A 21,819-nucleotide genomic window follows, 5' to 3' on the forward strand; every position below is an offset into this window, starting at 1 on the left:
AGTACATCTTGGATCTCATAAGCTCAGGATGGGCTTTAAAATATAAACAAAAATTCAGTTTTGAAGATTTACAGCCAATTATTTGACACTTACCATATAAATGTCGAAAAATTTCCAATATGAAAACGCTATAATATTGGTGTAGACAGGAATTATATACACGATGCTGAAAGTATAAAATTTGTAACTTTATATTTAGTGCTTTCAAAATTATAAGGAGGATGGTATGCCAGTACCGAATATTTTATTGACTCGAATCGATAATCGATTAATTCATGGCCAAGTAGGGGTTACTTGGACAAAAACTCTTGGAGCAAATTTAATAGTAGTCGCTGATGATAACGCTTCAAAGGATACAATAGCTCAAGAATTAATGTCGATGACTGCAGAGAGTTCAGGAGCGGGAGTAAGATTTTTTACTCTCCAACGTACAATTGACATCATTAGGAAAGCGGCTCCTCAACAAAAAATATTCTTAGTTGTCCAGAATCCACATTCTGCACGTGTGCTTGTGGAAGCTGGGGTTCCAATTAAAGAAATCAACGTCGGAAATCTTCATTTTTCTGAAGGAAAGCATTCTTTGAGTAAAAAAGTCTATGTCAATCAGCAGGACACGGATGATTTGAACGCTATTATTAAAGCAGGAGTTACTGTCTATATTCAAGATGTTCCTGGAGAAGCTAAAGAAGTGCTGAAAGATGTTAAGTAATTTAGAGTTATTATAAAAATTTATTTTGGAGGTGTAACACATGCATGTTACGTTGATTCAAGGTCTTCTCTTGTCGATTGCTGCAATAATCCAAGGTGTGGACTTTTGGCTGGAGGGGCTTTATATCTTCCGCCCTATTATTGTTGCTCCTATTGCTGGTCTCATCCTAGGCGATTTGCAAACCGGACTTATTGTTGGCGGGGTTACTGAGCTTGCCTTTGCGGGTTTAACGCCTGCAGGAGGAACTCAACCACCTAACCCAATTTTGGCAGGTGTAATGGGAGTGGTAATTGCACACACAACTGGTGCAAAGCCTGAAGCTGCTATGGCTTTGGCATTGCCTTTCTCACTTTTGATGCAATATGTTATCTTGTTCTTCTATTCAACATTCGCTTTCTTCATGCGTCAAATTGATGCAGCTGCTTATGCAGGTGATACTAAAAAAGTTGGACGGATCAACATCACGACGACCGGCATTGTGGCAATTACATATGGTATTATCGTCTTTTTAACCGGTTATTTAGCGCAAACACCAATGAGGGTTTTTGTTTCCTCGCTTCCGACCTGGCTTACTCACGGTTTTGAAGTCATAGGTGGTATATTGCCGGCCATTGGTTTTGCAATGCTTTTGAATACAATGTTAAAGATGGAATTTATGCCCTTCTTATTAATAGGTTTTATTCTCTCTAGCTTCTTAAATTTTTCAAACTTATTACCAGTTGCGGTTGTTGGCTTGGCTCTTGCTATCTACACATATACAATTGATCAAAAGATTAAAAATAATAAACCCAAGCTTGTGATAGACCCGAATTTAAATCCAGAAGGGGAGGACTTTTCAAATGGAATCTAATGAAATAACAAAAGTTCCAGAACGTGTTCTAACAAAGAAAGACTTAAACAAACTTGCAGTTCGTACTGTATTACTTCAAGCTAGTTTTAACTATGAACGTATGCAAGCAGGCGGCTTTATGCTTACACAAATTCCTTTCTTGAAGAAAATTTACAAAAATGATCCAGATGGTTTGAAAGCTGCAATGGTAGATAATCTGGACTTTATTAATACGAGTCCTCACCTTGTTGGCTTTTTGGAAGGATTACTTCTATCTATGGAAGAGGGACATGAGGAGCGACAAACAATCCGAGCCTTAAAAAATGCCATTTTTGGACCAATGGCTGGTATTGGAGATGCTATATTTTGGTTTACGGTATTGCCAATCTTAGCTGGTATTGCGTCATCAATGGCAATTGGTGGATCTGTTGTCGGGCCAATTTTATTCTTCTTAGCTTATTGCTTGATTTTTGCATCACGGTTCTTCACAACACGTTTAGGTTATAATCTAGGTGTCAAGGCCATTCCAATGATCAAACAACAATCAGAAATCATTGGCCGTGCTGCAACGGTACTTGGTGTTACAGTAATTGGTGGATTGATTGCGTCATATGTTCATATTACAGTTTTAACAAAGTTTGTGATTAATAAATCAAGTAAACTTGAACTTCAATCTGGTTTCTTTGATCGGATCTTGCCCAACTTGTTACCGTTTGCATTTGTTTTCTTACTTTATTACTTGATCAGAAAAAGAAAGACTAATCCGGTTATTTTGATAGCCGCAACTTTTGTCTTGGTATTAGTTCTGTCGTTCTTAGGTATTCTTTGACCAAAAGTAAGACCTTGCGCATGCAAGGTCTTACTAATTTGAAAGGATTTTGTATGGTAAATATTATAGTTACGGGACACGGTAAGTTTTCAGAAGGCATGATTTCTGCTCTAAACTTGATTGCAGGTCCACAAGGGAATATTCAAAATGTAAATTTTCTTGAATCTGATAATACTGAAGAATTGAGAGAACATTTAGAAATAGCATTATCAAATACAGATAGTGAAGTAATATTTTTAACTGATTTAAAAGGTGGATCACCTTACAAGGAAGCTGTAATGCTTAAGTGGGAGAACCCAGAAAAGAATATTGAAATTTTATCTGGAACTAATTTTCCTCTTTTGCTAACCGCAACGTTAACACCAATGGATTCAGCATCAGTTCTAGCAAATGTTTTAGTTTCTGAAGGACAAAATGCGATAGATAAGTATACTCATATTGATATAGTAGATACCGATGATTTAGACTTTGAGAATGGAATTTAGATGAAAGCTCAAAGATTTGAAAATGTGGATAGCCTTGTAAACAGAACTGTTGAAGAGGTCAAAAGAATTCTTTCTGAAAAACCTGATGCTGTTTTCTGCTTTGCATGTGGTGAGACTCCACGTCCAGTTATGGGAAAACTTATAAAAATGAATAGGGAGGGTGAGATTGATTTTTCACGTGCAAGATTTGTAGGACTCGACGAATGGGTTGGAGTCGGGCGTCAAACAATTGGGTCATGTAAGCAGATGCTATATGATGACTTTTTTACCCCTCTCGACCTGCGTGAAGATCAAATTACTCTTTTTAACGGTTTAAGCAATGATTTGCAAACAGAGATAAGAAAAATAAATTCACTTATATCTGATTTAGGTATAGACTTTGTTCTCTTAGGGGTTGGTATGAATGGTCATATTGGCTTAAATGAGCCAGGATGTGATACAGATTTAGAAGCTCACATTGTGGATTTATCTGAAATGACAATTAAAGTGATGACTAAATACTTTAGTAAAGAGATGAGTTTAACAAAAGGTATAAGTTTGGGATTTGCGCAATTACTTAAGGCAAAAAATATATATTTAATTGCAACAGGTAAGAGGAAAGCAATAATTGTTGAAAAGATTATCAATAGTTGCCCTACAAATTTGCTACCTGCTACCCTACTTAAGGATTCATTGTATGAAAGTAATTTCTATGTGGATTCAGAGGCAGGATTTTTTATCTAGAATTAATACCTTTTATAATATATCATTTGATCTAGATATTGTGAAAAGGCCAAATAATTGGTAGTAGCTCGAAAGTGATTTACACCCAAAAAACTCAGGTATTTAGATGTGAGCCCCAAAATATAAACTTTTGATGTAGTGCACTCATAAACCTGGACAAATGCTCGAACGATTACGTTCGAGTTTTTTGTTGTTGTATCATTTTTAATCGGTATTCGGTTAGAGAAAGCCACCCTAGCTTTTCTTTTACTCGATGAGTATCGTAGTAATGAATCCAATTCACAATAGCCTGCTTTAATTCTTCAAAGCTTGTGAATGTATAACCATAATATAGCTCTTGTTTAAGCAATCCAAAGAAGTTCTTTATGGTCGAATTATTATGACAATTCTCCTTACGGTTTATCGACCGAATAATTCTGCGAGATTTGAGAATCTGGACATTGTTTTTCATCTGGTAAGCCCTAGTCGAGGTAAAGGTAAGCCGATAAGGACAATCCGAGGTGACTTCAATCTTATTAAGCTCAATCGAAACCATTTTATGTTTACCAAGCAACGCCAGTTTTTTAAATATGAGGCTGGAATGGATAATTTAACACCTACACTGGCTACCAATCAGTTCCTTAGATTGAAGTATATGCTTACAACTGGTACCGTCTTTTTAGGTATCATCAGAAGCCGACAAAGCTAAAAAAATGAAAATGGGACTACTTGTTCACTTTACTAATTCCATCTCCGCCCGCATTAGCTCAGAATGAGCATTAACATATAAACCCCAAATTTATTTTTGAAGATTCGCAGTAAATTATTTGACATTTATGGTCTTGTGCAAAAAGATTTTGTTATAATTAGTCTGTATAAATAAGAGGAAAATAGTAAATAAATTATTCTGTTGTGGTAGGTTCTTCCAGTGACATGAATCTAGCTTGATAGTTTTATGTGCTATGAGGTTTTAAATATGGTATTTAAAAAACAACTAAGTGAAACAGAATTTTTTTGTTGGAATTTTATTCAGGATAATTTATCAAAAATAAGTCATATGACTATTTCAAAAGTAGCTGAAGAGGCCCACGTATCAATTTCTACTGTGAACCGTACCCTGAACAAGATGGGGTATGATGGTTACTCAGATTTTAAGCATACTGTAAAAAGTAGTAAAAACTACCCTATTAATGGTTTCTCAAATGAAGTAAATGAAGCTTTTTTGAAAAATGAAACAGAAATAACACGAACAATCAACCAACTTTCGGTCGAAGAGATTGAAAATGCTATTCGCTTAATAAATCGGCATGAAAATATTACTTTAATAGCAATGGGGTTGAGTACGACAGTTTCCCAAGAGATGATGGCTAAGTTGCAGTTATTTGGAAAACGAGTTACAAGATATGATGATCCAGAATTTATGAAATATCATGCTGGAAAAATGAATAAAACTGACTTGGTTATTGTGATTTCTATTTCAGGTGAGACTCCAGAGCTTGTGGATACGATTTCTATTGCTAAGGCTAAGGGAACGGAGATTTTAGCATTAACAGCAAATCCATTAAGTTCTATAGCTAGAGCAGCAGACATAAACATTTCTGCTTACAAGTCAAAAGTCAAAGAACTAAATTTTGGGCTTGATGTTGCTAGCCGAATTCCTTTACAAATTGTAAACAGAATTCTGATTGACGCTTTTGCGATTTATAAGCAAAACGCGACAATACGCAATATATGAATACTCAGGACAGTCACAAATTGCGGAATAAAATAAAAATATAAATATATAGGAAGAGTCTTTGCATAAGTCTCTTTTTATAATTTTTTCTGTATAATAAATCTATGAGTATGCGCTTAGATAAGTATCTTGCATCTGCGGGTTTAGGCAGTCGAACTGATGTTAAGGTTTTGCTAAAAAAGGGTCGTGTTACTGTTGATGGGCTTGTCCAAAAAGATGGAAAGTTTCAGGTAGATAAAAATTCTGATGAAATAAAATTTGATGGTCAGGGTCTCAATTATCAGAAATTTTTCTACTATATGTTGAATAAGCCTGCAGGAGTAGTCAGTGCGACTAGGGATAATCTTGATAAAACGGTTGTACAATTATTGAGTGAGTCAAACTTTCGTAAAGATATTTTTCCTGTTGGTCGTCTAGATAAGAATACTGAAGGTCTTTTGATTTTGACAAATGACGGGGTACTTGGCCACAATTTGACTCAACCAAAGAAACATGTTGAGAAGGAGTATTTTGCGCATATTGATGGACGGGTGACTGATAAAATGATTGTTATTTTTAAAGAAGGTTTAATGTTAAAAAATGGTGAAGTGGCTCTTCCCGCAGAATTGTTTATTGATAAAATTTATGAAAACTCAAAAACTCAGTTAGGTGTTGCTAGTGATATTCATGTGATTATTCATGAAGGAAAATTCCATCAAGTGAAGCGGATGTTTGAGGCAGTAGATATGTACGTACTCTATCTTAAACGTATTCGAATGGGAAAACTGAAACTTGATAAAAGATTAGCACTTGGTGAATACAGATCATTGACAGATGAGGAAGTTTTGCTCTTAAAAACTGAAAGTAAATTCTTGTAATTGTGAGTGTTTTATTTCTGAAGTGAACGTTTACGTATCTTTTTAAGATTTGGAAAAACATCGAAAGGATTTTTTTAGACTGTTTGAAAATTTTAGCTATTTATTAATTTCCTAACAATAAAATTTTGGATAATTTCATAAATAACATAAAAGATTGTTAAGAAGCTTTATGAGATTCATCGGTGAAGTGATTTAGAATTTGATTTCTATACTGAAAAATATTGAGAACAAGTTACCTGTTGTGGAGAGATTCTGTCAGGCTTAAAGAAATTTGCTTGTCACTATCAAGGAAAAACTGTAGCTAAATTTGATATGGCAAATTAAACGATAAGTACTAAGCAGATAGTAGTGATTAAAACGAATAGATTTTTACTACCAATGGTGTGTGGGGATTCATCTGGGTAATGTTGTCAAAGCTTTCAAAAAAGAAAGAGAATGTGGGAGGACTTTATAAATGACAAATCCAGTAATAGTCAAAGGTTTAACTGTTAGCTTTGATAAAAAAAGGGTTTTGGATAACCTTTCTTTAGAGTTGAAGCCGGGAGAAATTGTCGGTCTTATTGGACCATCAGGAGCTGGAAAGTCTACTTTTATCAATTCTTTGCTTGGAATGACTAAATCTGAAGCCGGAAAAATTACTATATTTGATAAGTTGATTCCTAATCGCGGAGTCATGGGAAAAATTGGTTTTATGGCACAATCTGATGCTTTGTTTGGAGAATTAACTGGTCAGCAAAATCTTGAATTTTTTGGCGCTTTACAAGGCTTTTCCAAAAAAGCTTTGCTAGACAAGTTGGTTAAAGCTGCACAAACGGTAAATCTGACGGACCAGCTTGGTAAATCTCTAGCTAGTTATTCAGGAGGAATGAAACGTCGCCTTTCTCTAGCAATTGCTCTACAAACTGATGCTCCACTCATATTACTTGATGAACCCACGGTAGGAATTGATCCCGAGCTTCGCCAGAAGATTTGGAAAGAACTACGAGAATTGGTGGCTGCGGGAAAAACCATTCTTATGACAACCCATGTTATGGATGAAGCTGAAAAATGTGATAGAGTCTTACTTTTACGAGAGGGCAATTTCGTGGCGGAAGGTAGTCCAGATGAAATAAAGGCACACTATGAAGCGAAGAGTATTGAAGAGGCTTTTATCAAAGCAGGACGTGAGCTTGAATTCAAAAAGAAGGAGAAATAATGAGAATCTTCGCAATTTTTAAACGTATTCTTCTACAGCGCTTAGGTGACAAGAGGTCTCTGGTATTGTTATTTATCGCTCCTTTGGTCATCCTAAGCTTACTCTACTTACTTCTTCAAGTCCCAACTAAAGTTTCTTATCGGATTGGCATTGATAATCAGGCAAGCGAAGTTGCAAAAAGTTTACCCAAAAAAGATCAGCTCCCCTATCAGCTTAGTCAAAATAACAAATTGGTCATAATTAAAGTCAATAACAGTAAGATGTCGACGTTCAACGAGAATAATTTAGCAGCTGTAATCTTGATCAATGATAATAGTATTGATGTGACTTATGCAAATAAAGATACCGGGATGACACAAGTTATTAGCGGCATTGTTAATGGGTCGGTTCAGAAAACTCAAGCTAAAAAAACACAATTGGAGATTCAGCGGGCAGTTGACAGTGCAATAAAGAAGGTGATAACAAGTGCACCACAATTATCTGGGAAGGATTTGCCAAAACTTTCTGAAAGTTCAGCATCTAGTTTTAAAATCGCTGATCACTATCTCTATGGAGATAGCAAGCTAAATCCTTTTAATAATTTGGCACCAGTCCTTGTCGCTTTTTTTGTTTTTTTCTTTGTCTTCTTGATTTCTGGTATTTCTCTTGTTAATGAACGTTCAAGTGGCACACTTATTCGAATGTTGGTGACACCAGTGAAAAGGAGTGAAATTGTTGCTGGGTACACCTTGTCCTATGGCCTTTTGGCAGTGATACAAACGGTGCTAGTTGTTTTATGGGCTCGATACGGTCTACATATGAAAGTTTTGGGAAATTTTGGTTGGGTCCTCTTGATTAACCTACTGATAGCTTTGATAGCACTGTTGATGGGACTCATGCTATCCGCTTTCTCTAAGACTGAGTTCCAGTTTGTCCAGTTTATCCCAATTGCTATTGTTCCTCAGGCTCTATTTTCTGGGCTAATCAATGTTGATACAATGGCACAGCCCTTGCAATGGCTAGCACATATTATGCCTCTCTATTATGGTGTAGATGCTTTACAAAAAGTTATCAAGCAAGGGATGGGCTTTAACCAGATATGGATAGATTTGTCAATTCTTCTAGGGATAGTTATCTTATTGTATTTTGTGAATGTAGTAGCTTTAAAAAATTTACGTAGAACATAAGATTAAATATTTAAAAAGCCAAACATTTTTGGTACCTGACTGGCTTTTGTTTTTTAATTAGGAGGATTTATTCAGCTTTGGAGGCATGTTTACCTACAGAGATTGCTTGAGATTCGATTATTGTGATGACGTTAGTTTTGTTGGTAGAGGCGGGCATATCGTTCTCGTTGTACCAGTAAGTATCAGACTTTCCTTTATTAGCCACATAGACTAATCTACTGCTGCTTGCAGGAGAAAGCGGAACTTGACTGACAATTGAGGTACTTGGTTCTGTTTGACCAGATTTTGAGCTTGAGTTTTTTGTATGAGTAAAACTTCCAGTGTTATAGTTGATTAAAAGGTCTTCGGCTGAGTTTATTACAACAATCTCGGTGTTAATTGTATCATCGGAGGATTTTTCGTCAACTATGGATCCACGAGGGATCTTCTCATTTCCATTATAAATTGGTGTGGTCATATAGGAGATAGTGATATTTGTGTTGGGATGTGACTTCCAATAGTTTTCAGCAATTTCTTCGGGAAATCGCATCCCACCTCTATCATTGGCACCAACATTTTGACTGCGTGTTCCTGAAGTGAAATTATATTTTGATGAATATGACAATTTTCCTAATAAGCTATCGGCGATTGAATGACTTTTATTCCAAATATATCCTTTTTCAGTTTTTCCAGTTAAAGAAAAACTGATTGAGGTTTTGACGTTTTTAGGATAATAAGGTGGTTTCAAAGGATTACCTTGGCGCGCTCCTTTTGAAGCAACGAATTCAGAATAGGTCAAGATCGCCACTGCAGTGCCAGAACGACCTTGAGAATCTGGAAGGAAGAGTGCTTGTCCAGACTTGATTTTTGTGAAGCCAGTCATGTCAGCTGCTCCATTATCATAATAGTAATTTTGGGTTGGACCAGGGTAGCTTTGATTGGTGTAGTCAATAAGGTATGTCTTTATTTGGGTTCGACTTTGATTGGCAGCCTGAACTTGTTGAGAAAATCCAACTGATAAAAAAAGTGAAATAGTCAGAGCCACAAATAATAATTTGAATTTATTTTTCATAAGTATACCTTTGTTTAAATTGTAGCATAAGAATGTATGGAAATATCAGAGATAATCTCTTATATATAGGCTTAAACTACATTTACAAAGCCTAGATAATTTAGTGTATAATAATTCCATAGGCAGACCAAAAAGTTTTTTGTAATTAAATCTGTACTTGCACTTATAGACAAATTGTTTACTGGAGGAATTGTGACAACAACTATTAACGTTGAGATTAATCAATCTTTTGTTAAGGCTTATGAATACTTACAAAATCCTTTAAATTTATCAAATTGGGTTAGTTTTTTCCACAAAATTAGTCAGGATGAGAATGGGCTAAATGCAGAGACATCTCTAGGACCCTGTGACTTGGCTTTTGTTGCACCAAACGACTATGGAGTTATTGATTATGTGGTGCGCGATGAAAGAGGGCAGGAGTATTATAACCCAATGCGTGTGCTTCAATATGATGAAAAAACTCTGTTAACTTTTACTACTTGGTCTGATGAATCTGACACTCTTGAAAGAATTAAATCAGATTTAGCGAAACTAAAAGGAATTCTAGAAAAATAACAATGGCTTTAGAATATTTTGGAACTTTAAAAAAACCAAAATTGGGTATTGGCTAACCAACACGTGCAAAATTGTTTGGGCTTACCGTGTAACCTTTGTATTAGAAGCAATGGATATGTAAATTTTTTCAGTTTTGGTCTTGAAGTAATTTCTGTTTTTTATCTTTGTGCTAAACGGCTATGGTCAAGGTATATCAATTCAGAGAACAAACTAGGCTAAGGCATTATTTGTAGGAGTGAAGCACCAAACTTCTCCTCTTTGAAAATTACTTTCAAATGGAAGAAAACGATAAAGCAAGAAAATGATTAATTAATATTGGTATAGTAAAGGAAATTTAATGGAATTAACAGGAAAACAAAAACGCTATCTTCGTAGTCTAGCTGTGAACATGAAGCCAATAGTGCAAGTTGGTAAGGGCGGAGTATCAAATGAAATCTTGACCTCTGTTCGCCATGCATGTGATGCACGTGAACTTATCAAAGTGCAAATACTTCAAAATTCTGAGGTTCGACCTGATGAATTATCAGGTATGATTGAAGAAATGGGAATTGATGTCATCCAAATTATTGGCCGTAACTTGGTAGTTTTTAAAATTGCGGCTGAGAAGAAAAACCGCAAAATTTCAGAAGAAGTGAAGAATTTAAAGATATCAATTTAAATATCTAATTTTGACAAATATCTTTGCCTATGTTATATTAGGCGGAATGGGCTACCCAGTTCTGGATGAGAGATTTAGAGAATATGACCGTTGATTTATTGACTCCCTTTACAAAAGTTGAAATTAAAAGAGAAATGACTATACATAAGAATGGAATTGGTCTTTTTTGGGGGGCTTTTAATCCAGTTCATGTGGCACACTTAATTATTGCTGATCAAGTTCGTCAACAGCTTCACCTTGAAAATGTGCAATTTTTACCTGAAAAGGGCACTGATCAGGTTGTTGAAATGTTGAAACTTGCGACTGAAGGAAAAGAAAATCTGATTGTTGAGGAATCCCGTAGTTCTGGTGTGGCCTGCGGAATTTTTGAAACTGTTGAGACATTTAAAAAAAAGTTCCCAGATACAGATTTATATTTTATCATTGGGGGAGATATGGTGAATTCTTTGTCTCGTTGGCCCCAGATTGATGAATTAATGAAACTTGTTACCTTTGTGGCTGTTCAACGTCCAAAATATCGTGCAGGTACTTCTTATCCGATCTTATGGGTTGATTGCCCACAAATGGACATATCTTCAACTCAGATTCGGGAACAGATTGCCAAAGGAATTGTACCTAACTTTCTTTTGGCACCTCGTGTGTTGGCATATATCAAAAAAGAAGGATTGTATCTGAAAAATGTTTGATAACTATGATGAAATCTCAATGAGCCGTACAGAGTTACTTGAAAAAATTCAAACTCAAGTTAAGCCCTCACGTTTCAAGCATATGCTTGGAGTGGAAAAGATGGCAACTGAATTGGCTGAACGCTATATGGGAAATATCTATAGTGCAAGCTTGGCAGGTCTTCTTCATGATTATGCTAAAGAGGCTTCCACAAAAGAATTTCTGAGACTGATTGACAAGTATCAGCTTGATCCAGATCTTAAAAAATGGGGTAATGCGGTCTGGCATGGGAAAGTTGGTTTTTTGAAAGTCAAGGAAGATTTAGGACTTGATAATGAAGAAATTCTCCATGCCATAGAAGTGCATACTGTAGGTGCAAAAGAGATGTCCCTACTTGACAAAATTGTTTATGTTGCTGATTATATCGAGGAGGGGCGTGATTTTTCTGGAGTAGATAAGGCACGTCAATTGGCAAAAAAATCTTTGGATATTGCTGTTGCATATGAAACGCGCGAAACGATTATCTATCTGGCAGATCACAATTTACCAATTTATCCACAAACTTTAGAAACATATAATTCATATATTGGAGCCTTGACAGATAAAGATTAGAATGTAGATTAACTAAATACACAATACAAAATAGAATAAGGAAAAATTTTGGAAGCAAAAGAATTATTAGAAATCGTTGTTAAAGCAGCCGATAGCAAAAAGGCCCAAAAAATCGTAGCACTTGATGTGTCACAAGTCTCAGGAATTGCAGATTACTTTGTTATTATGCAAGGAATGAACAATCGTCAACTTGGAGCCATTGTTGAAGCAATTGATGAGGCAGCTCACTTGAAAGGTGTTGAAGTTGGAAAAGGAATTGAAGGTCAGCCAGATTCTGGTTGGGTCTTAATTGATCTTGGTGATATCATTGTCTCAGTATTTGACGAAGATACACGTCTCCGTTATAATCTTGAAAAACTATGGAACGACGCACCGATACTTAACTTGTCTGAATGGGTATCAGAATAATTAAAATAATTTGATAAGTCCCGTAAAAGCGGGGCTTTTTATTTGACATAAAATGGTAAAATGGTCTTAACATGACATTTTATGAAGATTTTTCAAAAGTTTATGATCAAGTAATGGACCAATCGCTTTATGATGACTGGTTGGCTTTTACAAAGCGCCACATAGCAAAAAGTTCAAAGTCAATTTTTGAACTGGCTTGTGGCTCTGGTGCTCTGTCAGTCTTACTTGCTCAAAATGGCTATGATGTGACTGCTCTAGATATTTCTGAAGATATGCTTAAGCTAGCAACGAAGAAGGCTAAGAGTGCGGGAGTTGAGATCACTTGGATGCAAGGCGACATGCGTTATTTGCCACCTTTTGCAAAGTTTGATGTAGTGACTTGCTACTCTGATTCGCTTTGTTATTTGTCTGACCTATCAGAGTGGGGTCTTGCTTTTGAAGGAGTTTATAGTTTGCTTGAGGAAGAGGGTGTCTTTATTTTTGATGTCCATTCAACTTATCAGATAGACGAAGTGTTTCCAGACTATTCTTATCATGAAAATGAGGAAGATTTTGCTTTCCTTTGGGACTCATACAAGGGAAAAGTTCCTCATAGCATAGAACATCAATTATCATTTTTCATTAAAGAGAAAGATGACCAGTTTGTGCGTAAGGATGAGTTACATGTTGAGCGGACTTATGAGTCGGCTGAAATTGTAAAAATGTTGAATTCAGTTGGCTTTTCGTGTATTACGCTATTTTCAGACTTCACTGATAATTCTCCATCAAAAGACTCAGCTCGTTGGTTTTTTATATGCAAAAAGTAACTGGAATTATTGCTGAATTCAACCCTTTTCATAACGGTCACAAGCTCTTACTAGATGCGGCAGGCGATGACAGAATTAAAGTAATTGTTATGTCCGGTAATTGGATGCAAAGAGGTGAACCGGCCTTTGTCGATAAGTGGACAAGAACTGAGATGGCTTTGGCAAATGGAGCAGACTTAGTGGTTGAGCTTCCACTGATGAGCGCTTTACAAGGAGCTGATTTTTTTGCGACAGGTGCTGTCAATATATTACATCAGTTAGGCGTGGATGAAATTCTCTTTGGTAGTGAATCGGATGGGATGAATTATCAAAGGATATCTGACATTTATGCCAAAAAGTCTTCTGAAATGCAGGCTTTTATGGAAGAGCTTCCAGAATTGATGTCTTATCCTTTGAAGGCTGAGAAGGCCTGGAAGCATTTTGCTGGAGTTGAGTTTGATGGGAATACACCGAACCATATTTTAGGGCTAGCATATGCAAAAGCTGTATCCGGGACTGAAATTAAATTAAGAACTGTTCTGAGACAGACAGGGTACAATGAAACTGAATTATCAGGATTGATTGCTTCGGCAACAGCTATTCGACAAAACTTTTCTGAGGCTTCAGCCTTTGTTCCGGCAGATACTTGGAATTTATTAAAATCTTCACCGAAAAGAAGCTGGGATGATTTCTGGGAATTACTTAGGTATAAGGTTACAGTTTCTAGTAGGTTGACCAATGTTTACCAAGTCAATGAAGAATTGTCTGTTCGTATAAAGAAATATATCAAAACCGCAAACAACCTCCAGGAGCTCATTGAGCAAGTTTATACAAAACGATACACTAAGGGGCATATTCGTAGATTATTGACGTATATACTTTTAGATATTCCAAAAAGTTGCCCACTACCTGAATCTATTCATGTGCTTGGTTTTACGGTTAGAGGACAGAAGATACTTGCAAGGGCTCGTGAGAATGAGGTTTCTTTGACCACAAAAATTGGTCAGTATCCTTGGGATTTCCTAACTCAAAGAGCAGATGAGGTTTACCGTTTGGGCAATCCAGAAATTCCTGAGCAAACCTATTCGAGGAAGCCAATAATATGGAATTAAGAGGGATGAATCGATCTCAATTTAGACAAGCGAAAGAAATCTTTGGGCAATCCAAGGATTATTTGCAACTTGATGGTAAAGAAGTAGATATCAAAAAGAGTGCACGTAACTTCTTTGACACATTACCACCAGGCAAAAGTTATGCTGAGAAGTTTAATTTTGGAATCTATGAAGGAAGCCAACTTGTTGGGCTCCTAGATTTTATTCAAGGTTGTCCAGAAAGAGAAACGGATTTTGTTGGATTGCTATTATTGTTGCCAGGTGCTCGCCAAAAAGGGGTAGGAAGCCAGGTTCAGAAAAAAATTGTAAAATTGGCAAAAAATCATGGTGCAAAAAAGATTGGATTGGCGGTTCTCCGAAACAACCCACAGGCTATTAAATTTTGGATATCAAAAGGTTACAAACTAAAAAAAGAGACCCGATCACTCGGGATCAGAGCAAACCCAGTATCACTGTTGAAATTAGAGATTTAAATTTTTTAGCGAACAAAAAAGGATTCTATATTAGAATCTCTTTTTATTTTTTTATTATCATATTTATAGCTTGTTTAAGCTTTGTATCACGTTCTTCAGAATTTTCTTCCATTAAACAAATTGTTAGATTTTCCGCTACAATAGTGCCAATCAAACGGCCCAAACTTGAGCGAACCGCACTTAGCTGAGTAATTACGTCTATACATTCTTTTTCAGGTTTCATCATAGTAGGATACCTTTAAGTTGACCGTCAGCTCTCTTCAATCGGTTGGTAATTTTTTGATTATAGATTTGCATCGTCTTAACACTCCAAAAGTTTATTTGTGACAGTGCTGTATAGGCCATAGGCACCATCAAGGTTTTGAACATTGAATCCATTTTGGCGAAGGAGACGCTCAGCAATATAACTCCGGAGGCCTGATTGGCAACTAACAATGTACTCTTGATTCAAATCTAGTTCATCTAAATTACTATGAAGCTCTTCAAGAGGTATGTTAACAGAGTTTTGAAAATGGCCACGTAAAAATTCGTCAGGGTTTCTAACATCAAGTAAAATTTTACCTCTTTCTAACTCTCGCTCTAACTCATGCCATTGAACATTACTTGAAATTCCTTCTAAAATGTTGAAAGCAGCATAACCAATCATATTAACTGGATCTTTAGCTGAGCCAAAAGGTGGTGCATAGGTTATTTCAAGTTCTGGCAGAGCGGATTCCTGATTGACATATAATGTAGTCACCATCTTGAACTTCGTTAATTCTCTCTTCGAGTTGCGAAGGTATAAAAGCTCATATTTCTAGGAGGATTGTAGTATAAGGAGAATCCTGTTTTATGTTATAATGTAAAGGAAAATTATGGGCAAAGCCTCACTATTACTATTATAAAAAAGAAAGGACATTGCGAGAATTCGCAATGGACTCTGATGTAGGTCAGAGCAGGACAGGACATTCCAATGGGACGTAAATGGGCAAATATTGTAGCAAAGAAAACAGCTAAAGATGGTGCTAACTCAAAGATTTATGCAAAATATGGCGTAGAAATTTATGTTGCAGCAAAGCGTGGTGGTTCTGCTGAACCAGAAGCCAACAGCATGCTTAAGTTTACTATAGAGAAGGCTAAACAAGCGCAAGTACCACGTCATGTTATTGATAATGCCATAAAAAAAGCTGAAGGTAAGTCAGACGAAATTTTCGTGGATGGACGTTATGAAGGTTTTGGACCAAACGGCTCTACTATAATTTGTGAAACTTTGACTTCGAATGTTAACCGTACAATTGCAGATGTTCGTACAATTTTTCACAAAAATGGAGGAAATATAGCTGGTGAAGGTGCTGTAAGCTATGCATACGATAATACAGGCGTCATTGTTTTCAAAGGCGAAAATTCTGATGATTACTTCGAAAAATTGATGGATGCTGAAGTAGATGTTCGTGATGTTTCAGAAGACGAAGGGAACATCATAGTTTATGTTGAAGCAACTGATTTACACAAAGCTATTGCGGCCCTTCGTGAATCTGGTATCCAAGAATTTGAAGAAACTGAACTTGAAATGATCGCTCAAAATGAAGTGGAACTTTCAGATGAAGATCTTGAAATCTTCAGGGGCTTGGTAGATGCACTAGAAGACTATGATGATGTACAAAAAGTCTATCATAATGTAGCAAATCTTTAACAGTTTAGTTATATCTTTTGTTTAAACCGTGTGGAGTGGTTTTTGCTTTATAACTGGGAATATAAGAGACACAAAAAGATAAAATTAAAACGGTGATTTGTCACCGTTTTAATTTTATTTAATTGTTTCACCGGCTCAGTCTTTACCATCCTGTAACGTATGTATAAAATCTGCAGTGTTCTGAGCAAGCAACCCAAGGCTGAAAATATTTTGACCTCCACAAAAATTTTTGGAGGTTATTTTTGTTTGGCAAAGCCAGTTTCATAATTTATAACTGCGTTTGGTGAGGAGTTAGGAATTATCACAATGGTTACGCCCTCTTCGTTTAGTTTTTCCCTATTGCTACCAAGAATAAGAGGTAAAATCTGGCTTTTTGGTGAATAGGCAACGTAAGCTAAACGAATCTCACGCGGGACTAATTCATTACCATGGTAAATTGGAGTGACCTGGTAGTCAAGATAGAGTTCAGGGAAGGTATTAATCCACTTGTCCAGCCGACTTTCATAAAATATCATGGAATCAACATTTGATTCGTCTGTTTCGAAATATGAGCCAGAATTACACCAAACGGTTTGAGTAACTAAATTTCTTGGTTCATTATCAAGACCCGAAAACTGGTGGCCAACCAAGTGACCGCGTGTCCACAAGTAATCATTATATGATTTTCCGTTCGACATTTTATTTTTTAAAAAAATATGCTGGTAACCTGGCGGGTGATAGTCAAGGTGTTTACGTTCGACAAGTGGCTCAAAAGCATCTCGAAGTTGGATATGTGCATCTCGAGCACGACCCAATATATCCAAAGGCGCTAAAACAAGTTGGCGCTCTAACATAAAGTGCAGAGGTTTTTGTGGTATTTCAACTATTTCCATGGCTAAATTTTAACACAGCATGTTATAATCATCTCATGGAAATGAGCTGTTTGAATAAAAATGAGGCTTGTTTTCGGAGGAGCACGTAAAATTAAATTGATTACTTTTATGTAGATTTTTTTCATAATATTTATCCAAAATGGAATAAAAATTTCCTAGGAAATGCCAATTTTGAAGAAGCTTAGGAAATAATCTTTAAAATATATGCTAGTGTAAAACACCATAGGACACATCCCATCAATTCAATTAGAGAATATAAAAGTTTTCTTAAGCCTAAAAAATTTAGTATTCAAAAAGAGGTGATTTAAATTTATTTTGAACCTTGTCAAGATAAACTACCTAATCTAATTAAGTGAAAAATTCATTTTAATTAAAAATAATATCACAAGATTATAGGAGAATAAAGATGTCAATTATAGTGTGTAATATGCTCTATGTTAAGGATGTCTCAAACTCAGCTAACTTTTGGAAGTCAATTGGTTTTATAGAGATTTCTAGAAGTGGAAAAGCGGAACAAGAAACAGTTGTTCTTTCGCCGTTTGAAGAGGCAACTGCTCGCTTTCAACTCTGGAATGTGGACTTCATTCGCCAAGTTTCTCCTGAAGTGGCCGAAGCTAAGTCAAGTCTTTTGTTTATGGTTGACGATCTTGAATCATGGCATGAAAAGGTTTCAAAAGTTGCAGTGACAATTAGTGAAATTAATGAAGTACCATTTAAAAACTTTAATTTCCAAGATTTTAATGGTGATTATTATGCATTTGCGGAAGAGAAAGCGAAAAAATTTTAATGATTGATTTAGAAAAACTTGAAAGTCTCGTCAACAATGAGGGAAATGCTAAGAATTTTGCTCAATTAGCTAAGGGGTTAATTGGCATGGGCATTATCAAATACGATTATTATGTTTCTGATGGCCTTTATCGCTACTACGACCAATATGGTGAAGTAATTGATTTGAAATTGAATGCTAAGCCGCATACGATTATGCCTGATTCAAATAAAGAAACCTTGGCAGAAGCTATTCGGGTTGCTCAAACTGGAAAATTATCTCATTTTGATGATTTTTGTCAGCGAGCTTCTTTATCAGGTGTTCTTTACTGGACGACTGATTTAGAGGCAAGGCTGGTAAATTATTATGGTTGGGGAAATGAGCTAATGCAATCGGAGCCTATATAAATGGCTCTTATTTCCTTAGTGAGTATTAAAGAGAGGAAAATATCTTTATGTTAGCTTATGATGTATTTTCAGCCGAGAAGCCAGGCAAGAGGTTGTTACTACTTGGGACTGTTCACGGGAATGAGACTTGTGGATATTTTGCAATTGAACGTCTACGGAAAAAAATAATTTCGGGAGAACTTTTGCTCGAATCGGGGGAGATTACAACAGTCCCTATTTCCAATGAACGTGCTTTTCGTCAAGGTGTGCGATTGACAGAAGACAACCTAAACCGCTCTTTCTTTTGGTCGGGTGATGGTCATTTTTTAAGTGATAATGGCAATAAAATTGTTGAAAACGAAGACGTGGGCAACCAATTCGACATGCGTGCTGAAATGGGAGACATTGAACTTCAAAAAAAAGTAGGGCAAGCACCATCAAGCTACGAACAAGAGCGTGCTAAGGAACTCGCTAGACTTTTTGTTAGTAAAGATGCAGAGATTGATATTCACTCTCAAACTGCCGAAGGTGAATCCTATTGTTTTGGCCAGAATGAGAGCTTAGAGCTTAAGTCATATTTGAACGCACTTGGAACTAAAAACATCATCTACGGATGGGATAAGATGTATCCTGAGGGTGATTTTACGAGTGAAAATTTAGCAGAAAAGATGGGAATACTTGGCACTACGGTGGAATGTGGAAGTCACGAGAATCCAGATTCTATTGAGTTTGCGTGGCGGGTAATCCTTAATGCTCTTAAATACCTTAAAATTATCTCAGACAAAACTTATCTCCAACAATTTGTACAAATGGATGAAAAATATCGTTATCAGAAAATATCCAAAAATCTCCGTATGATAAAAATGTACCGTTGGATTGACGGAGGAAAAATGACACACGACTGGAAACATTTGGAAACGATCAACGAAGGAGACGTCATTGCCCATACCAATTCAGGAGAGACAATTATTGCCGAGGAAGATTGTCTCATGATTTTGCCAAATTATCATCCGATTCGTAACAATGAAGAGTGGTTCTATCTCGCAAAAATTGAAGATTAACTAAGAACAAATAAATCCCGAGTTAACTAAAAGTCGGGGTTATTTTTGTTTATTAACAAATTTCCAAATCTTATGCAGGTCTTTCATTGTAAGACCATCCTGTGGATTGGGTTGAAAAATCTTAATCAGATTGTGAGGCTTGTGCCGTGTTACCTCGTAACTGGCTAAGTCATCGCATAGAATGATTTTATCTTTAGGGTGTGTTTCGCAAAAATTTACAATACTCTGCCACTTGTACCACTGTTTCGGATTATCATTAAAAAAGACTAGATATTCATCGCTTTTTATTCCAAGATATTGTGCAATCTGAATAGAAGTTTCGCCCCAAGAGCTGCACATAATAATTTTCACGTGGTTTGAATGAGAGATCTTCACTAACTCATTCGTGATGTCCTCATAAAGGCTCAGTGGTAAATTAGTTTCAGAGATATCCAGCGAGATTTTTGTAGAAGGGTGCGACTTATCCGATATATGAGTGGGTAGAATTGTTCCGTCGATGTCAAGAAGAATGTATAACATTTGCCTTAATTGTATAGGCTTTCATCTTAAAAATCAAGGGCTTATTTTATTTACCAACTGCTGTTAGCTATGAGGGAATAGACGTGGTGAGTTAAATAATCATGAGTTAAATCAAGAGATATCAATTGATGAAATCAAAATACTATTATATTAGTTAAATTTAAATACATATGAAAAAATCCCTGCCTTTCTGATCCGTGGGAAAAATATACTCGTATTGCCGTTGTAAATGAATCTTACTCTATTTCGAGATGGATCTTCTGAATAATCCTTATTGTTGAAATATAAATTAACAAAAATCCGGACCTCCCTCATCTTGGAGGAAAATTAGCAGAACCAGGATTTATCACTCAGACAAGTCCCTCTGGATAATAAATGATGACTGTACTTGTCACTAGTTAATACAGTTAGATCATTGTTGTTGAACTGTTTTTATTTGAGGTATTTTAATGTTAAATTACAAAAAAAAATTTAAATGTGGAAAAGTAATGAGAGCGTTTTCTTTTGATATAATGTAATTAACAAAGGGAGTCGAAATTCACATTGTAGAAAGTAGGTTAGCATGAGAAAAAAACTGCTAAAACTAAAGAAATTTAACTTGATAATGGGAAGCTTGCATTTTATACAAGGGTGTATAATGCTTATCCTTTCTTTGACAATTACAAAAGTTATTGATTTCAAACCGCCTATATGGTCCTATTATCTAACTTTTGATAGAGCTAAAATGGCACTTGTTACTGATCCCAAACAAATAGGGAACATTCCGTTTGGGATATTAGTTTCGGTATTCTTATTTTTATCCGCATTTGCTCATTTTTTAATCATAACTCCAAAGCTTAATCAAAGGTACAATAAGGATTTACAAAATGGCATTAACTATTTTCGTTGGTATGAATATGCATTAAGTTCATCCTTGATGATTGTTCTAATTGCTACTTTATTTGGAGTATATGATATTGGAGCATTAATTTTAATGTTTATTTTAAATGCGACAATGAATTTGTTCGGATTAATGATGGAAGTTCTTAATCAATATACCAAAAAAACTAATTGGTTAGCGTTTATTTTTGGTGCAATAGCAGGGTTAGGTGCATGGGTAGTCATTGTTTTATACGCTTTTGGTAATTCAAATCCGTCAGATGTCCCATGGTTTGTTTATGCAATATTTGGATCATACTTTATATTCTTTAATCTCTTCCCAATAAATATGTTTTTACAGTATAAAAAAGTCGGTAAGTGGTCAGATTATTTGTATGGAGAATATATATATATTATTTTAAGTTTAGTTGCAAAAACAACTCTCGCATGGCTTGTATTTTCCGGAGTTATGCAACCATAGAAATAATTATCTGATACCGCCAGCTACATTGTAGAAATAGTTTATAAAAAGATGAATTTAAAATTTGTCTTTTTTGGTATAAAAAAAGTAAAAAAGAGAATGGAAAAACTTAAAAAGTTATATCGTTAACTTAAATAGATGAAAATGAAGAGAATCCAACTTGTAGACTGGCTGAATTGTCAATAGATTGTTCATTTACTTATAGAAGAGTTGAAGTAATAGGGAGAATCGGATAATGAGAGAGCATTATTATGAAGTTTAATTTTTAATAAAAATAATTTATGGCAAATTGTAAAATTAGTTTAGCCACCTGAAGCAAGAAAAAAACACCTGAATCTCTTATACTTGAGTTTGCAAGAACAAAAAGTAGAAAAGGA

26 protein-coding genes and 2 pseudogenes are annotated in these 21,819 nt (G+C 35.7%); 22 read left to right on the top strand and 6 right to left on the bottom strand.

The features are described from left to right. Window positions 1-226 precede the first annotated feature (226 nt). From agaB to HNQ37_RS07080, 5 genes are read left to right on the top strand one after another with little or no spacing between them, the layout of a single operon-like run. Window positions 227-709, top strand: a complete 483-nt coding sequence (agaB, locus tag HNQ37_RS07060) for a PTS galactosamine transporter subunit IIB (protein WP_183540709.1) — start codon at window positions 227-229, stop codon at window positions 707-709. 40 nt (window positions 710-749) lie between these two features. Further along, window positions 750-1,559 carry a PTS galactosamine transporter subunit IIC gene (gene agaC / locus HNQ37_RS07065; RefSeq protein WP_183540711.1) on the top strand — a complete coding sequence of 270 codons (810 nt, stop codon included), beginning with the start codon at window positions 750-752 and terminating at the stop codon, window positions 1,557-1,559. Beyond that, on the top strand, window positions 1,549-2,367 hold the full coding sequence (locus HNQ37_RS07070; RefSeq protein WP_183540713.1) for a PTS system mannose/fructose/sorbose family transporter subunit IID: 819 nt from the start codon (window positions 1,549-1,551) through the stop codon (window positions 2,365-2,367). The genes agaC and HNQ37_RS07070 overlap by 11 nt, the downstream gene beginning before the upstream one ends. A 20-nt stretch (window positions 2,368-2,387) precedes the next feature. After that, window positions 2,388-2,852, top strand: a complete 465-nt coding sequence (locus tag HNQ37_RS07075) for a PTS sugar transporter subunit IIA domain-containing protein (protein ID WP_183540715.1) — start codon at window positions 2,388-2,390, stop codon at window positions 2,850-2,852. Beyond that, window positions 2,853-3,575, top strand: a complete 723-nt coding sequence (locus HNQ37_RS07080; protein ID WP_183540718.1) for a 6-phosphogluconolactonase — start codon at window positions 2,853-2,855, stop codon at window positions 3,573-3,575. Window positions 3,576-3,747: 172 nt separating this feature from the next. Here the strand turns inward: HNQ37_RS07080 and HNQ37_RS07085 are convergent, their stop codons facing one another. Beyond that, entirely contained in the window at window positions 3,748-4,128 is a 381-nt protein-coding gene (locus HNQ37_RS07085) for an IS3 family transposase (protein WP_183540720.1), read from the bottom strand. 402 nt (window positions 4,129-4,530) lie between these two features. Here HNQ37_RS07085 and HNQ37_RS07090 point away from each other — a divergent pair, with 402 nt between their 5' ends. The 4 genes from HNQ37_RS07090 (at window position 4,531) to HNQ37_RS07105 (ending at window position 8,507) form a co-directional block, all read left to right on the top strand. Beyond that, window positions 4,531-5,289, top strand: coding sequence for a MurR/RpiR family transcriptional regulator (locus HNQ37_RS07090; protein ID WP_183540722.1), 759 nt, complete (start codon window positions 4,531-4,533; stop codon window positions 5,287-5,289). A 110-nt stretch (window positions 5,290-5,399) separates the two neighbouring features. Further along, window positions 5,400-6,146 (top strand): pseudouridine synthase, encoded by a 747-nt coding sequence (locus HNQ37_RS07095; RefSeq protein ID WP_183540764.1) that lies wholly within the window; start codon window positions 5,400-5,402, stop codon window positions 6,144-6,146. A gap of 454 nt (window positions 6,147-6,600) precedes the next feature. After that, window positions 6,601-7,341: an ABC transporter ATP-binding protein gene (locus HNQ37_RS07100; RefSeq protein ID WP_183540724.1), complete on the top strand. Its 741-nt coding sequence runs from the start codon at window positions 6,601-6,603 to the stop codon at window positions 7,339-7,341. Further along, the gene (locus HNQ37_RS07105) at window positions 7,341-8,507 is read left to right on the top strand and encodes an ABC transporter permease (protein WP_183540726.1); all 1,167 of its coding nucleotides are present in this window, start codon (window positions 7,341-7,343) and stop codon (window positions 8,505-8,507) included. Before HNQ37_RS07100 ends, HNQ37_RS07105 begins: the two co-directional genes overlap by 1 nt. Before the next feature lie 67 nt (window positions 8,508-8,574). On the opposite strand, the gene HNQ37_RS07110 is transcribed toward HNQ37_RS07105, so the two are convergent. Continuing rightward, window positions 8,575-9,558, bottom strand: coding sequence for a DNA/RNA non-specific endonuclease (locus HNQ37_RS07110; protein WP_183540729.1), 984 nt, complete (start codon window positions 9,556-9,558; stop codon window positions 8,575-8,577). Between the two features lie 192 nt (window positions 9,559-9,750). On the opposite strand from HNQ37_RS07110, the gene HNQ37_RS07115 reads away from it, so the two are divergent. The 8 genes from HNQ37_RS07115 to HNQ37_RS07150 all read left to right on the top strand — a co-directional run bounded on the left by HNQ37_RS07115 (window position 9,751) and on the right by HNQ37_RS07150 (window position 14,827). Beyond that, window positions 9,751-10,113, top strand: a complete 363-nt coding sequence (locus tag HNQ37_RS07115; RefSeq protein WP_183540730.1) for a hypothetical protein — start codon at window positions 9,751-9,753, stop codon at window positions 10,111-10,113. Window positions 10,114-10,450: 337 nt separating this feature from the next. Continuing rightward, window positions 10,451-10,771, top strand: a complete 321-nt coding sequence (locus tag HNQ37_RS07120) for a YhbY family RNA-binding protein (protein WP_183540732.1) — start codon at window positions 10,451-10,453, stop codon at window positions 10,769-10,771. Between the two features lie 83 nt (window positions 10,772-10,854). Then, window positions 10,855-11,457 (top strand): nicotinate (nicotinamide) nucleotide adenylyltransferase, encoded by a 603-nt coding sequence (nadD, locus tag HNQ37_RS07125; RefSeq protein ID WP_183540734.1) that lies wholly within the window; start codon window positions 10,855-10,857, stop codon window positions 11,455-11,457. After that, on the top strand, window positions 11,450-12,049 hold the full coding sequence (yqeK, locus tag HNQ37_RS07130; RefSeq protein ID WP_183540736.1) for a bis(5'-nucleosyl)-tetraphosphatase (symmetrical) YqeK: 600 nt from the start codon (window positions 11,450-11,452) through the stop codon (window positions 12,047-12,049). Before nadD ends, yqeK begins: the two co-directional genes overlap by 8 nt. Window positions 12,050-12,097: 48 nt before the next feature. Continuing rightward, a complete protein-coding gene (rsfS, locus tag HNQ37_RS07135) occupies window positions 12,098-12,457 on the top strand; it encodes a ribosome silencing factor (protein ID WP_183540738.1) in 360 nt (119 codons plus the stop codon). A 71-nt stretch (window positions 12,458-12,528) separates the two neighbouring features. After that, window positions 12,529-13,263 carry a class I SAM-dependent DNA methyltransferase gene (locus HNQ37_RS07140; RefSeq protein WP_183540741.1) on the top strand — a complete coding sequence of 245 codons (735 nt, stop codon included), beginning with the start codon at window positions 12,529-12,531 and terminating at the stop codon, window positions 13,261-13,263. Beyond that, entirely contained in the window at window positions 13,251-14,354 is a 1,104-nt protein-coding gene (locus HNQ37_RS07145; RefSeq protein ID WP_183540743.1) for a nucleotidyltransferase, read from the top strand. Before HNQ37_RS07140 ends, HNQ37_RS07145 begins: the two co-directional genes overlap by 13 nt. Continuing rightward, entirely contained in the window at window positions 14,345-14,827 is a 483-nt protein-coding gene (locus tag HNQ37_RS07150; protein ID WP_183540745.1) for a GNAT family N-acetyltransferase, read from the top strand. Before HNQ37_RS07145 ends, HNQ37_RS07150 begins: the two co-directional genes overlap by 10 nt. A 43-nt stretch (window positions 14,828-14,870) precedes the next feature. On the opposite strand, the pseudogene HNQ37_RS07155 reads toward HNQ37_RS07150, so the two are convergent. Both HNQ37_RS07155 and HNQ37_RS07160 read right to left on the bottom strand, forming a co-directional pair. Beyond that, window positions 14,871-15,124: pseudogene (locus HNQ37_RS07155) on the bottom strand (metal-sensing transcriptional repressor). A 4-nt stretch (window positions 15,125-15,128) separates the two neighbouring features. After that, window positions 15,129-15,533 (bottom strand): annotated as a pseudogene (locus HNQ37_RS07160) (rhodanese-like domain-containing protein); the annotation flags it as partial. A 246-nt stretch (window positions 15,534-15,779) separates the two neighbouring features. Here HNQ37_RS07160 and HNQ37_RS07165 point away from each other — a divergent pair. Continuing rightward, a complete protein-coding gene (locus HNQ37_RS07165) occupies window positions 15,780-16,499 on the top strand; it encodes a YebC/PmpR family DNA-binding transcriptional regulator (RefSeq protein WP_183540750.1) in 720 nt (239 codons plus the stop codon). Window positions 16,500-16,735: 236 nt separating this feature from the next. Here the strand turns inward: HNQ37_RS07165 and HNQ37_RS07170 are convergent, their stop codons facing one another. Further along, complete coding sequence (locus HNQ37_RS07170; protein ID WP_183540752.1) at window positions 16,736-17,371, bottom strand: DNA/RNA non-specific endonuclease; 636 nt, start codon at window positions 17,369-17,371, stop codon at window positions 16,736-16,738. A gap of 406 nt (window positions 17,372-17,777) precedes the next feature. Between HNQ37_RS07170 and HNQ37_RS07175 the strand changes: the two genes are divergently transcribed. Genes HNQ37_RS07175 through HNQ37_RS07185 form a run of 3 tightly spaced genes read left to right on the top strand, consistent with a single transcriptional unit; the run spans window position 17,778 to window position 19,584 of the window. Next, a complete protein-coding gene (locus tag HNQ37_RS07175) occupies window positions 17,778-18,158 on the top strand; it encodes a VOC family protein (protein ID WP_183540754.1) in 381 nt (126 codons plus the stop codon). Next, window positions 18,158-18,544, top strand: coding sequence for a DUF1398 family protein (locus HNQ37_RS07180; RefSeq protein WP_183540756.1), 387 nt, complete (start codon window positions 18,158-18,160; stop codon window positions 18,542-18,544). The genes HNQ37_RS07175 and HNQ37_RS07180 overlap by 1 nt, the downstream gene beginning before the upstream one ends. 47 nt (window positions 18,545-18,591) lie before the next feature. After that, window positions 18,592-19,584 carry a succinylglutamate desuccinylase/aspartoacylase family protein gene (locus tag HNQ37_RS07185; protein ID WP_183540758.1) on the top strand — a complete coding sequence of 331 codons (993 nt, stop codon included), beginning with the start codon at window positions 18,592-18,594 and terminating at the stop codon, window positions 19,582-19,584. A 39-nt stretch (window positions 19,585-19,623) separates the two neighbouring features. Here HNQ37_RS07185 and HNQ37_RS08745 read toward each other — a convergent pair whose 3' ends face one another. Beyond that, window positions 19,624-20,103, bottom strand: a complete 480-nt coding sequence (locus HNQ37_RS08745; protein WP_183540760.1) for an HAD domain-containing protein — start codon at window positions 20,101-20,103, stop codon at window positions 19,624-19,626. Window positions 20,104-20,665: 562 nt separating this feature from the next. Here HNQ37_RS08745 and heR point away from each other — a divergent pair. Then, complete coding sequence (gene heR, locus HNQ37_RS07195) at window positions 20,666-21,442, top strand: heliorhodopsin HeR (RefSeq protein ID WP_183540762.1); 777 nt, start codon at window positions 20,666-20,668, stop codon at window positions 21,440-21,442. Window positions 21,443-21,819: the final 377 nt, after the last annotated feature.

It is taken from the genome of Lactovum miscens (genome assembly GCF_014202895.1).
Lineage (GTDB): Bacteria > Bacillota > Bacilli > Lactobacillales > Streptococcaceae > Lactovum > Lactovum miscens.